General features: G+C 61.8%; 9 protein-coding genes. 8 read left to right on the forward strand and 1 reads right to left on the reverse strand.

Annotated features, from left to right (window positions below; genetic code table 11):
• The first annotated feature begins 4 nt into the window (after positions 1 to 4).
• The 6 genes from MUN81_RS22570 to MUN81_RS22595 all read left to right on the forward strand — a co-directional run bounded on the left by MUN81_RS22570 (position 5) and on the right by MUN81_RS22595 (position 8,016).
• On the forward strand, positions 5 to 1,933 hold the full coding sequence (locus MUN81_RS22570) for an AAA family ATPase (RefSeq protein WP_245117614.1): 1,929 nt from the start codon (positions 5 to 7) through the stop codon (positions 1,931 to 1,933).
• Positions 1,930 to 2,970: a hypothetical protein gene (locus MUN81_RS22575; protein WP_245117580.1), complete on the forward strand. Its 1,041-nt coding sequence runs from the start codon at positions 1,930 to 1,932 to the stop codon at positions 2,968 to 2,970. Before MUN81_RS22570 ends, MUN81_RS22575 begins: the two co-directional genes overlap by 4 nt.
• Before the next feature lie 71 nt (positions 2,971 to 3,041).
• Positions 3,042 to 4,469, forward strand: coding sequence for a toll/interleukin-1 receptor domain-containing protein (locus MUN81_RS22580; protein ID WP_245117581.1), 1,428 nt, complete (start codon positions 3,042 to 3,044; stop codon positions 4,467 to 4,469).
• A gap of 821 nt (positions 4,470 to 5,290) precedes the next feature.
• Positions 5,291 to 5,653 (forward strand): hypothetical protein, encoded by a 363-nt coding sequence (locus tag MUN81_RS22585; protein WP_198979611.1) that lies wholly within the window; start codon positions 5,291 to 5,293, stop codon positions 5,651 to 5,653.
• Between the two features lie 104 nt (positions 5,654 to 5,757).
• Positions 5,758 to 6,183: a hypothetical protein gene (locus MUN81_RS22590; protein ID WP_198979612.1), complete on the forward strand. Its 426-nt coding sequence runs from the start codon at positions 5,758 to 5,760 to the stop codon at positions 6,181 to 6,183.
• 717 nt (positions 6,184 to 6,900) lie between these two features.
• Positions 6,901 to 8,016: a PDDEXK nuclease domain-containing protein gene (locus tag MUN81_RS22595; protein WP_245117582.1), complete on the forward strand. Its 1,116-nt coding sequence runs from the start codon at positions 6,901 to 6,903 to the stop codon at positions 8,014 to 8,016.
• 842 nt (positions 8,017 to 8,858) lie between these two features.
• Here the strand turns inward: MUN81_RS22595 and MUN81_RS22600 are convergent.
• Positions 8,859 to 9,125 carry a T9SS type A sorting domain-containing protein gene (locus MUN81_RS22600; RefSeq protein ID WP_245117616.1) on the reverse strand — a complete coding sequence of 89 codons (267 nt, stop codon included), beginning with the start codon at positions 9,123 to 9,125 and terminating at the stop codon, positions 8,859 to 8,861.
• A gap of 375 nt (positions 9,126 to 9,500) precedes the next feature.
• Here MUN81_RS22600 and MUN81_RS22605 point away from each other — a divergent pair, with 375 nt between their 5' ends.
• The gene (locus MUN81_RS22605) at positions 9,501 to 9,650 is read left to right on the forward strand and encodes a hypothetical protein (protein WP_245117617.1); all 150 of its coding nucleotides are present in this window, start codon (positions 9,501 to 9,503) and stop codon (positions 9,648 to 9,650) included.
• A gap of 1,291 nt (positions 9,651 to 10,941) precedes the next feature.
• The gene (locus MUN81_RS22610) at positions 10,942 to 11,334 is read left to right on the forward strand and encodes a hypothetical protein (protein ID WP_245117583.1); all 393 of its coding nucleotides are present in this window, start codon (positions 10,942 to 10,944) and stop codon (positions 11,332 to 11,334) included.
• Positions 11,335 to 12,342 lie beyond the last annotated feature (1,008 nt).

Consider the following 12,342-nt stretch of genomic DNA (forward strand, 5'->3'; position numbering starts at 1 on the left):
CCCTATGTCTCTGAATTCGGCCGTTCCGGCCCCCAAAAAACGTAATTACTGGGCGACGCAAGTAGAAGCCAGCCCGGAAGTGTGGTTACAGTTTCGCCAGCAAGGCGTGGTGCGGCCGCTGTTCCACCAGCTGCTGACCAGCCCCGCCACCGAGGGCAACGGTAATGGCGACGGCTCGCAGCTGCTAGCCCAGGTGCAGCCCGGCGACGTCGTCATCGTCACGCGGGGCCCGCGCCGGGTGCTGGGCATCGGCCAGGCCACCGGCCACTTTGCGCACGACAATGGGCAGCCGCCCCACTACTGCCCCGTAGAATGGCTGGTGACGACGCCCGTAGATCTGACCGGCACGCCCTTCAATACCGGCAGCATGGTTTGGAACCGCACCAGTCAGTGGGCGGCAATCCTGGAGGCCTACGCACAGCAAAATCCGCCCCCGGCGGGCCTTGCAAAATTAGAACAGCCCGGCCCGGACGAAGTCGCCGAACCAGTTGCCAACTATACCTCGCCGGCGCCGGAACCGGCCTTTAGCCCCAACTACTGGGCCATTGGCGCCGGCGAGGGCGGCACGTTCTGGAAAGCCTGGCAGGCCGAAGGCGTCATGTCCATCGGTTGGGAAGCCCTGGGCGACCTGCGCCAGTACGCCAACGATGAGGAGCTGCGGCATGCGCTGAAACAGCACTACGGTGGCGACACCACCCACAACAATAATATGCTGGCCTGCTGGCAGTTTTGTCACGAAATCCGTCCCGGCGACTACGTAGTAGTGAAGATTGGCCGCCGTAAGATTCTCGGCATCGGTCAGGTAACGGGAGACTATGCTTTCGACACCGCCCGGACGGTACACAATAACATCCGTGCGGTGAACTGGCTTCTGGAAGGCTGGATGGAGGACAAGGCCGGCCCTGGGGTGCCCACCAAAACGCTCACCAGCATCACCAGCTACCACACCTTCCTCAAACCCATTCTGGCGGAGCTGGCCGAAGCCACGCACTTGAAGCAGATTGGGAAGCCGCAGCCCCTGCCGCCGGCAGAGAAGCCGGTAGTGCCGTCCCCTCCCAGGCCTTACACGCTGGCCGAAGCCGAGCAGGACTTGTTTCTCAGCACCGCCCAGATTCAGCACCTGCAGGCCGCGCTCAAGCGCAAGAAAAACATTATTGTGCAGGGTCCACCCGGCGTGGGCAAAACCTACGTGGCTCGCCGCCTGGCCTGGCTGCAAATGGGCGTGCAGGACAACCGCCGGGTGCAGCTCGTGCAGTTTCACCAGAGCTACAGCTACGAGGATTTCATCCGGGGCTGGCGCCCTACCGCTACCAACGGTTTCGAGCTAGCCGATGGCGTGTTCGTGGACTTCGTGCAGCGCGCCCACGACGACCCGAAGCAGGACTATTTTTTCCTTATTGACGAAATCAACCGGGGCAACCTGAGCAAGATTTTCGGGGAGCTGCTCATGCTGCTGGAAGCCGATAAACGCAACGCTACCTACGCCCTGCCCCTCACCTACCGCAAGCCCCGCGAAGCGCCCTTCTTCGTGCCGCCCAACCTGTACATAATCGGCACGATGAACACGGCTGACCGCTCGCTGGCCCTGGTGGACTACGCGCTGCGGCGGCGCTTCACCTTCGTGGACCTGGTACCGATGCTGGGCGACAAGCTCCGCCAGCAGCTAATCGGCAACCATATTCCGGAAGAAATGGCAGCCGATATTCTAACACGGGTAGCCGCCTTGAACCTGGCCATCAAGGAGGATAAAAACTTAGGCTCGGGCTTCCTAATTGGTCACAGCTATTTCTGTACCCCGCTGGGCGAGGAAACACCGGCTGCTTGGTGGGAAGCCATTGTGAGCCACGACCTAGCTCCTCTGCTGCGGGAGTATTGGTTTGATAGCGAAACCAAGGCGAACAAAGCCATTGCGGCGCTGCACGGCCCGGCATGAGCATCCCGGTTCAGAACCTTTACCACCTGCTCACCTACGCCTGGGACCAGCTCGATGAGGCCGACGAGGTAGCCGTAACGGCCGAGCCCGCCGACTCGATGCTGGACCTGCTGGCGCGGGTACTCGTGCAGGGCACCACGCACGTGCTCAAGCGCGGCCTGGCCCGCGACTACGTGCCCGAAATGGAGCTGACCGGCCGCCTTCGGGGCAAGCTGCTGCTCAGTGAATCCATCCGGCAGCAAACCCTGCTCACGGCCCGGGGCTGGTGCGCCTTCGACGAGTTGAGCCACGATGTGCCCGTAAACCGGCTGCTCAAGTCCGCACTGTATCATTTGCTCACGGCCCAGGAGCTGGACAAGTCCTTGCGCCGGGAAATCCGAGGGCTGTACGTGCGCCTAGCCGACGTGGACCTGATAGCCGTGCCCGACATCCGGGTATATGACCAAGTGGTGCTGCACCGGCATACGGCTCACTACCGTTTGCTGCTCAGCGTCTGCCAGCTGGTGCACGAGGAAGTGTTGCTCACGCAGGAAGCTGGCGAGCGGTTATTCCGCAACTTCACGGGCAACGACAAGCGGATGGCCGCCCTGTTCGAGCGGTTCGTACGCAACTTCTACCGACGGCGTCAAAAGACTTACAAAGTGGGCTCGGAGACGCTAAAGTGGGCTGTTAAACCGGCTACTGATGAAGCCAAAGCCTTGCTGCCCATCATGCAAACGGACGTGTCACTCACTAGCCCTACCCGCAAGCTTATCCTGGACTGCAAGTACTACCGCAAAGCCCTCAAACAGAACTACAAACAAGAAAAGATTATATCCGCCCACCTCTACCAGCTCTTTGCGTATGTGCAGCACGCCCAACGCCAGGAACCTACCCGCCCAGTGGATGGGCTGCTACTCTACCCTGTGGTAGATGGGAAGCTGCGGCACTCCTATCAACTCCTCGATACTGCCCACCGGCTCCGGGTTGCTACTGTGAACTTGGACCAGAGCTGGCAAGCGGTAGAAGCCGAGCTGCAGGGCTTGCTTGAGTGGTGAATATTTAGGGGTCCTATTAATCGCTTCAATCCAATTAGAGAGTTAATTTTCTAGCTTAACTTACTTGCCGCATGCCCACCAAAAAACCAGCACCCACCAAGAAATCCACTGCTGCTGCGGTCAAGAAAGTGGCTCCCGCTAAACCGGCAGCTCTGGCGAAGCGTGCACTTAAAAAAGCCGTGGTGGCCCGCACCGACATCTTTATCAGCTACAGTCAGCGCGACAAAGCCTGGATGGAACGGCTGAAAACGCACCTAAAGCCACTGGAGCGTGATTTCAAAATCAATGTTTGGGTAGATACCAAGCTGCGGTCGGGGGACAAGTGGCGGGTAGAAATTGAAAGTGCGCTTGCTAAAACACGGGTAGCCATTCTGCTCATCAGTTCCAATTTTCTGGCTTCGGACTTTATCAACTCCGATGAGCTACCCCCATTGCTGAAGGCTGCCGCCAAGGAAGGCACTATCATTTTACCCTTACTGCTGAGCACCAGTGCCTTCCCACTGACGTCCCTCAGTGAGTTTCAGGCAGTAAATAGCCCTGACCAGCCGCTGGACTTACTCTCTGAAGGCCAGGTGAATCAGACACTTTTCCAAGTGGCGAAACGGGTACACGAGATTTTCATGGCACCGGCAAAGAAGGCAGTGGCTAAGCCAGTGGTTACGTCTGCGGCTGTTACAAATAAGGCAACCAAGAAGCCGGCAGCAGCGCCAGCCGAAACGGATAAAAAGACGACAACTCGCGGACTCCCAAAGGCAGCGTCGGTAACAGCTGCTCCCAAACGTGCAACTGCCAGCGCCTCTGGCACACAGCAGGCACTCCTGGTAAAGCGCAGCGGAGAGTGGGAAGTCGTACCCGTACATCATGCAAAAATTGGGAAGCAGCTGGAAATGGCCTTGCGCCCCGCAACTCCTTCCCAAGTCGCTTTTCTTACCACCCTGCGTCAGTCCGGCGACGGCTTGGCCAGCGTGGTTTTTAGGTGGCATTACTACCGCTGCACGCAACAAGACCTGCACGCCGTGACGGAAAACAACCGAGAAACCTGGCACCTAACCGCCGACACGCAGGAGCTCATTGCCCGCACGGAGGTGACATACAGTAATCTTACGCCCGATATGCAGGCACAAGCAAGAGCCGAGCTGCTCCTGCTGAACACGCAGCCTCTGGAACAAGGCCCAATGCGGTGGCTCTTCAGTGGGGGATTCAACGATTTAGCTGCCTCACCGCTGCCCGCGCTTTTCCGGCAGGTTGGCAACTCACCTACCCGCTTTAAACAGGTGGCCCCGCTGGTCCTCACCTGGTTTCTACACTTCACCAACACGGTCCAGCACATTCTCCGTCTCAGCCTGACGTTGAAGGGGCAGAGTGTTACCATTGATTTTGAAGGCCAACGAGATGCTGGTCACCGGGAGGCGCCCGTAACTGTGCGGGTAAAGGGTATATGCTCCCTTGCCGGGGCTACTGAAACGTCTGTCCTACTTGGACCAATTCGTTCTTACTGATCCACCGATTTAAGATGCCATTAGCAAACCATGCAACCTTCAGAGTTAACAGTTTTCGAGAATGGATTAGACAGACATTTTAGTATTCGCAAAACTACCTATTCTCGAATGAAACGGATCGCGTCTGAAAGCGGTCGTAGAATGAGTGGTGGGCTTGGTGGCGCAGTGGGTTTTTCGAACGACCGCCACGGCCGGGCCTCAAGGCCGTCACGGCGCCCGTACCTCCCGCCCTTGTCGCGGCGGGATCGTGGTGGGCCTGGTCATACCTTTTATCCCCAACCGCTCCTCATCCCCAACCGCTCCGCCCGTGCCCCGTTTCGTCCGCGCCCTCGCCCCCCCGCTGCGTTGAGCCATTCGAGCGGCTGCGGTTCAACCAGCCCTTCGTTTCCTCTTGCTACCAAAGCCCCGGGGGTGTCCCGCCGCCGGGGCTTCTTTGTGGCATCAAGCAAACGCCCATCCTTTTGCCGGTGCCGCACGAAAGGATGGGCGTCCGTCCTGCCTCAGTTGGCCCATTTGCTGCCCCTGGGGCACCGCTTATGGCAACTGCCCGCACGGGAAATCAACAAGCATTGACACAAGCCATTACGGGCATGAATTCAAGCCATTTATGGGAATAGAACATTGGAGATAAAATATTTTATTAATATAAATATTAACACTTTTGTATTTACTATAACGATTGCTACATTAGAGTCAAATTAGTCCCGTGCGCGTCGCGGCGTTGTCTGCCCGGGAGCGCCACGGGGCAGGCCGTCAGCGGTTCCCATGTGCTGCGGTTGCCTCACGTTCCCCAAAGCATGCCCCACTTAAACCTCCTCACCATGAAAATCGCCGCGTTCACTTTTTTGTTAATTGCCGCTTCGTTCCAAGGAAAAGCGCAGATGGCGGCCTACTTGTGCTCGCAAACCGGCGCGTACGGCTATTGCTACGGCAACAACGACGTAGCCAACTGCGCCTACCAGCGGTGCCAAAGCATGGGGGGCACAAGCCCGTATTCCATCTATTCGACGGGTTCGAAAGGGTACGGAGCCATTGCGATTGGCCAAACGGCGGCCGGTGTCCGGACGGTCGGCGCTTCCGGCGGATATTCGAATGCGACGGATGCCCAGACCCGGGCGAAAAATGAGTGCCTCGAACGCGGGGGGCAGGGGGTTTACATTGCCCACACGTGGTACGACAAATGAGCCGGCGCCTAGCCCGGCGAAAGGCCGGCTTGCGGGGCCGACAAGGCGGCGTTCACCCGACGGCAAGCCGAACGCGTGTTTTCCCACCTTTTCCCATTCATGACATGAAACCTTCCCTGTTCAAAACGGCATTCGTTCTCCTGCTCCTGACCACGGTTTATTCCGCGCACGCGCAAGGGGACTATAGCTTGCAATCCAGAGGAAAAGTCTCCGTCTCCTGGCGCCTCGTGTCGGATTTCCAACGAGAAGGGGCGACCTGTTGGGGCTGGACCTATCACATATTCATCGCCAACATGAATCCTTTCCCCATCACACTCAAAGAAAACGAAGCCTACCAAAACAACGGGGACGGGTCGTCCTGCTGGCAGGGCGGGTCCGTGGACCTAACCGACCGGGTGATTCCCGCAGGAAAATGGGTCGACTACACCTTCCGTGTGTCATCGGCATCCGGCGGGCGTCCCGGCCAGCCCGGGTTGCGAAGGGCCATAGAGTGGAACCAGCGAACGGGATACCAGCAGAACATTGACTGATGTTTTTGTGGTGCTGGCCCCCGCTTCTTCGCCCGCCCGCCCGGACGCAAGCGCACGGTTAGGGCCTCCCCGTGGCCCCGGCCCGCAGTCGGTCGGCTCCTGACCACCGGGCGAGCCACGCCCCGCTCGAGGCGTCGCGTGGAGGTGCGCGTTCTTGTCTACCTTATTCCGAAGCCCCGGATGCGTCCAGCAGCCGGGGCTTTGCTGGCTTCACTTGTGAAGCACGCGGCGCAAGCCGTAAGCGCAGCGACAAGCCCCGTGGCCGTCATCGAGCAGGCACCCGTCTGCTCGGTGTACTGACCGGCTCGTGGCGGAGAGAAAGGGCCTGCCGCGCCACATGGTCGCATGGCGCACGAGGCTATCCACCCTTTGCCGGAACAGGCGTTGCTTTCGTTTGATGCAACTACGTCTTGTCGGGTGGGCCTGGTTGCTCGCTGCCGTGCTGTGGACGCGGCCGGCTCTCGTCGCCGCGGGGCCCTTTTATTCCACGCCGACGGCGTTGCCCCTGTGGGGCCGGCTGTTTCCCTTCTTTTTGGCATTGCTCATTCTCGTGGCCTGCGGGGTGCAGGAGGTAAGAAAGAAGCGGCGATAAGCTTGCTTCGGCTCTTCGGACCGTTAAAGTGAACGATAGTCGGGGCCAATTTTCTGGTAAAGAATCTGCTTTTTTGTGGTTGCCGCCTCGCGGCAGACCCACGGGACCCGCGTAACTTGGCCCCGATGGAAGAAACGACGCTTTCGCGGCTGGCGGAACAGATTGGGCAGCTCCACGCCCAAACGCAACGAGCGGCCGCGCAACAGATCAACTACTGGCTGACGGTGCGCAACTGGCTCATCGGCTGGCACATCGCCGAGTACGAGCAGCGCGGCAGCGACCGGGCCGCGTACGGCGAGCGCCTGCTGCCGGAGTTGGCGCGGCGCCTGCACGGCGTCAAAGGGCTCGCGGAACGGCGGCTGTACCAGTGCCGCGAATTTTACCGGGCCTACCCCCGGATGTTGCAGACGGTGTCTGCGGAATTGCACCGAACGGGCTTTGGGGACGCGTCGACGCCTTTCCCGTCGGCCGCGCCGGTCCCGGCGGGCGACTCCCAGCCCCTGCCGGGCCTGGCGCCGGAGTTGCTGCTGAACCGGCTGAGCTTCTCGCACTTTCTGGAACTGCTGGCCCTGGACCGGCCGCTGCAGCGCGCGTTTTACGAGGTGCACGCGGTGAAAAACAGCTGGTCGGTGCGGGAGTTGAAGCGGGCCATTGAGTCCGCGCTGTACGAGCGCACGGGGCTCTCGACCGACAAGGCCGCGGTGCTGGCCGGCCACGCCGGCGCGCAGCCGCTGGCGGTGGTCGACGTGGTGAAAAACCCCTACGTGCTGGAATTCCTGGGGCTGGAGGAGCGGGCCCGTTACAGCGAGAGCGACTTGGAAGCGGCGATTATTGCGCACCTGCAGACGTTTCTGGTGGAGCTGGGGCGGGGCTTCTGCTTCGAGGCGAGGCAGAAGCGCATTACGTTTGACAACGCGCACTACTTCATCGACCTGGTCTTCTACCACCGCATCCTGAAGTGCCACGTGCTGGTGGACCTGAAGATTGGCGCGTTCAGCCACGCCGACGCGGGGCAGATGAACGTGTACCTGAACTACTACCGCGAGCAGGAGATGACCGAAGGCGACAACCCGCCGGTGGGGCTGATTCTGTGCGCGCAGAAGAACGACACGCTCGTGCGCTACGCGACCACGGGCCTGGCCGAGCAACTCTTCGTCAGCAAGTACCAGGTAAACCTGCCGTCGGAAGCGGAGCTGCAGCAGTTGGTGCGGGAAGAGCAAGAACGCTTGCGCAACAACTGAAATTACCCTTTGCGTGGACGATGGCTCGAATTGCTAAATGCTCAGCAGGCGCGGGTTTAGTCTACATTGGGGTACCAATCCCCTGCAAACAGCCAGCAGGCAACGAGCAACACCCACACGACCCACAGATGGCGGGCTGATGGCTTCCGGAGTGCCGCATACAAAACCGGCAGTGCTAGCAACAGGACGGAGGTACGCGCGACAGCCCAGGCAATGCGCAGACGAGGAACGTCACTGGTAGGCTCCAGCACCATTCCGTTGGCTGGGTCGGTGGCCCGGCCAGGCGGGTAGTGCCAGAGTACGAAGCCGACCAACACGACCGTACTCAACAGCAGGTAAAGAAGGGTTTGGCGGTTATCTCTTTCTATCACCCTTGCAAAGTAGCGACTCTAAATCCTCGTTATGCCTAGGGCCCGCGGAAAAGTGCCCAATCCGGCGTCGAACGCGGGCCCGCGCGTTAAACGAGCGGGGCGAAAGGACTTTCTCGTACTTACTAGGAGCAACTCGTACTTACTAGGAGCATCTCGTACTTTCCAGGAGCATTGCATCGGTGCCAAGCGCCTCTCGTACTTTCTAGGGTTTCTCGTACTTACTAGGGGTTGCTCGTACTTACTAGGGGTTTCTAGGACTTTCGCCAAGTCCTAGAAACTCCTAGAAAGTACTTTCGCCCCGCGGCCGGCAACCGCACGGGGCGAGCGGCGGGGGCCCGCTTCCAGCGCCACTCGCCCCGACGGGCGACGGGAATTCATGGCAGGGGCAACCGGCGAAAGCACCGTTAAAGTGAACATGGATTGTGTGCAGACTAACGCCCGCCTGGGGGGCGCCCGCGCCGTCGCCCCAACCTAGCGTTTGAGCAGCGGCAAGGGAGGCTCCTGGTCCAGTTGCAGCCAGTACCGGCCGGGGGCCACGGCCGAGAGGTCGACGGGCTGGCCGCGGCGGTAGGCCTGGGCCAGCACCGCGCGGCCCGCCGCGTCGCGCAGGCGCAACGTCCCGGCGGCGGCTCCCCCGGCGACGGTGAGCGCGCCGGCCACCGGGTTGGGGTAAAAGCTGGCGCGGGCGCTCGCCGCGGCCCGGGTGCCCAGGGGCCCGCCGCTGGCGCCGGAAAACACCCACGTGGCCCCGACGGGCCCGCCGGCGGAGGGAGAACTGTCGCGGACGGCGCCCGCGGCCAACGTCGCGCCGTCGGCGGACAAGGCCACGGCGCCGCCAAAGGTTGCGCCCAGGTTCCACGGACCGGCGCCGAAGGGCACCAGGCCGGTCCCGTAGAGCTTGGGCCCGGGCTGGGCCCACCCCGCGCCCTGGCGGACAAACACCCACGCGCCCCCCCGTTGCGGCTGTCGGCCGGGCCGCCGGCGGCCAGCACCCGGCCGTCGGCGGACACGGCCACGGCCCGGCCCAGGTCCACCGCCAAGGGCCCGGGCACGACGCCCCGGCTGCCGTCGCGGCAGACGAGCTTGGGGGCCGGCTGGGCCCACGCGGCACCGGTGCGCGCGAACACCCACACGGCTCCGAACCGGCCGTCGTCGGCCGGGCCGCCCACGGCCAAGGTGTGGCCGTCGGCCGACAAGGCCACGGACGTGCCTTGGGCGGCGGGGCCGCTGGCCCCGGTGCCCACCAGTTTGGGCCCCTGCTGAGTCCACCCCAGGGCGTGGCGCGTGAACACCCACACGGCCCCGCTCCCGGCGTCGGCCGGTCCGCCCACGGCCAAGGTGCGGCCGTCGGCCGACAAGGCCACGGACGTGCCTTGCGCGGCGCCCGCCGTTCCGGTCCCGACGAGTTTCGTACCAAGGGGCGCCCACGCGGTGCCGGTGCGCGTGAACACCCACGCGGCGCCGGCCCCGTTGTCGGACCGGGGGGCGCCCACGGCCAAGGTGTGGCCGTCGGCGGACAGGGCGACGGCTTCGCCCTGGCTGACCACCGGCCCGCCGGCGCCGCTGGCGACCAGTTTGGGCCCCTGCTGGGCCCAGCCGGGGCCGGTGCGCGTGAACACCCACACGGCCCCGGCCCCGCTGTCGGCCGGTCCGCCCACGGCCAAGGTGCGGCCGTCGGCCGACAAGGCCACGGACGCGCCTTGCGCGGCGGCCCCCGCGGCCCCGGCCCCAATCAGCTTGCCCCCCTGCTGGGACCACGCCGTGCCGGTGCGGGCGAACACCCACACGGCCCCGCTCCCGGCGGCGTCGGCCGGACTGCCGACGGCCAAGGTATTGCCGTCGGCCGAGAGGGCCAACGCCCGGCCTTGGTCGGCAGCGGTGACCACCCCGGTCCCGACCAGCTTGGGGCCCTGCTGGGTTTGGACCAGGGCCGTGGGCATGACGGCAAACGTCCCGGCCGTCGCGGCGGCGCCGCCGCGGACGGTGAGGGGACCGGTCGCGGCCCCGGGCAGGACCAGCAGGCGCAACGTGGTGGGCGCTTGGTCCAGAATCAGGCAGCCGGTGCCGCTCAAGTCGGCGGCGGTGACCGTTTCCAGGGCCGTGCCGGTGAGCGTGACCACCGTGCCCACCGGGCCGGCGGCGGGGGAAAAGGCGGCGATGGTTTGGGCGCCCGCGGCGGCGGGCAGCGCGGCCAGCAGCAGGCAAAGCGCGGAGGAGAACCGGGGCATGGGACGCGGGGCTACGGGGAAGAAACGGGCGGGGCCACCCGTTGCCGGCGAGGCAACGGGCAACGACGCCGCGCAAACGAACAGCTCACGAAAGGTAAGCGCCCCGCGTCGCAAAATCTGCAACTTGTTTATTTTTTTCTGCATTATACCCGGACAGGCAGCCCGCTTTTCCTGCAACGGAGGGCGTGGTGTGCCCCAGCCGTAAACGCTCCTTATTTTGCACAACGCGCGTTCAACGTAGTACCGTTTTCGTGAACCAGACCGATAATAGTCAGGCTGGCCGACATGCTCGGCGGCTACCTTTGGATATATCCTTGCTCCGCCCCATGGAAACCGCTCAACCGCCAACGAACGACATCTTGGCGTCTAATCTGCTGTTTGGCAGCCTTGCCCTCACCGTGACGCTTGCGCTAATTCGTCACCTCCTGATGCCCACTAGCAATCAGGCATCGAACGCGCTGTTTGCCGGCGGGCTGGCGGTCGTCGCCCTGCTCTACAGCGGGCTCTTCTACGCCATCCGGCGCGGGCATTATTGGGCGAAGGTGATGCTGCTCATGCTGTTCGTGCTGGCGTTGCTGGGTAGTTTGATTAGTTACCGCACCACGTTCTCGGCGAAGAACATGGACCTCTTAAATGTGGTCAGTACTCTCATCCACTACGGGACCCGCGTTGGTGCACTGTTCCTGCTGTTTAAAAAGCCCCGGGCGCAGTTGAACTAGCGGCGGGTCTTCTTTTTTCGCCGTTTGTGGCTGCCTTTGCGACCCTTTGGCTGAACCCAAGCACAGACCACTAGTAACTGAAACAGGGCTGTAGATTTATGCGCCTGTATGTTCCATGGGTGATTGGTATATGAGAATTAAGCCGCTTGGGATTGGCCTACTATGGCTGCTATCTGCCTGTGCGCCGAACCAGGGCTGTGACATTCCCCCGGGCGGCAAGTTCTCGGGAAAGGGCTTGTTGGTCGTTCAAAGGGGGCAAGGGCAGGATGGCTCGTTTGACATGAAGTTCTTTCCCGTGTGCCACTTGGACACAACCAACCTGCTCGCCTCGTTACGCCAAGCGGGGACTGGATTGGCCTTTTACACGAATCGGTGGTATTGGGTCATTGGGCCAACTACTTACGGGCAAATCCGAAGCCCTTTTAAGGAAAAGATGCTCGTTCTTACGGCCCCGGGCCCCGTACCCAAGCATGTTCATTGCGCGGACTGCGGGTTGAATGACATCTTCGTCGTTCCCGTTCACATCACCTTCGCAGATACCTTGACAGAGTCATCCCCCAGCCAGAAGGCGTATGAGTATCTGTTCAAGTCTAAAGAGGCAACCATCCCGCTGCACTTGCGAGGGACTGGGCGCATTCACATAGACGAGATTTCTCCATTATAGATAACCCTCCTTTTGCTACTCGGACCGTTTTCTTAACCGTTTTTGGAGGCCGCTTTTTACTTCACTTGCTCCCTGCATCTTTGCCAGGGCGCTAAACGGGAATTTTATGACACCGCTAGAAGAGGCATTTATCGGGCGGGCCTTTAAGCTGGTGGTGGAATAAGCGGCAACTAGCTTGCACACCTAGGTCAAACAGCCGTTGTTCCGCCCGGGAAAGCGGTTGTTTTGTTGTTCGGGGTCGCCTGAAAAGCCGCGTCTTCCTGTCGGGCTGCCGCGTCGGTTTCGGCCGTAGCTTTGGTTCCCTATTATTTCCTACGGAATCTATTGGCCGCCGCTTCGCAAGA

Source organism: Hymenobacter sp. 5317J-9, from assembly GCF_022921075.1.
Taxonomy (GTDB): Bacteria; Bacteroidota; Bacteroidia; order Cytophagales; family Hymenobacteraceae; genus Hymenobacter.

Coding starts and splice junctions, on each gene's coding strand:
- MUN81_RS22580 (WP_245117581.1), top strand. CDS start 3,042: ATGCCCACCAAAAAACCAGCACCCACCAAGAAATCCACTGCTGCTGCG.
- MUN81_RS22590 (WP_198979612.1), top strand. CDS start 5,758: ATGAAACCTTCCCTGTTCAAAACGGCATTCGTTCTCCTGCTCCTGACC.
- MUN81_RS22575 (WP_245117580.1), top strand. CDS start 1,930: ATGAGCATCCCGGTTCAGAACCTTTACCACCTGCTCACCTACGCCTGG.
- MUN81_RS22595 (WP_245117582.1), top strand. CDS start 6,901: ATGGAAGAAACGACGCTTTCGCGGCTGGCGGAACAGATTGGGCAGCTC.
- MUN81_RS22585 (WP_198979611.1), top strand. CDS start 5,291: ATGAAAATCGCCGCGTTCACTTTTTTGTTAATTGCCGCTTCGTTCCAA.
- MUN81_RS22610 (WP_245117583.1), top strand. CDS start 10,942: ATGGAAACCGCTCAACCGCCAACGAACGACATCTTGGCGTCTAATCTG.
- MUN81_RS22570 (WP_245117614.1), top strand. CDS start 5: ATGTCTCTGAATTCGGCCGTTCCGGCCCCCAAAAAACGTAATTACTGG.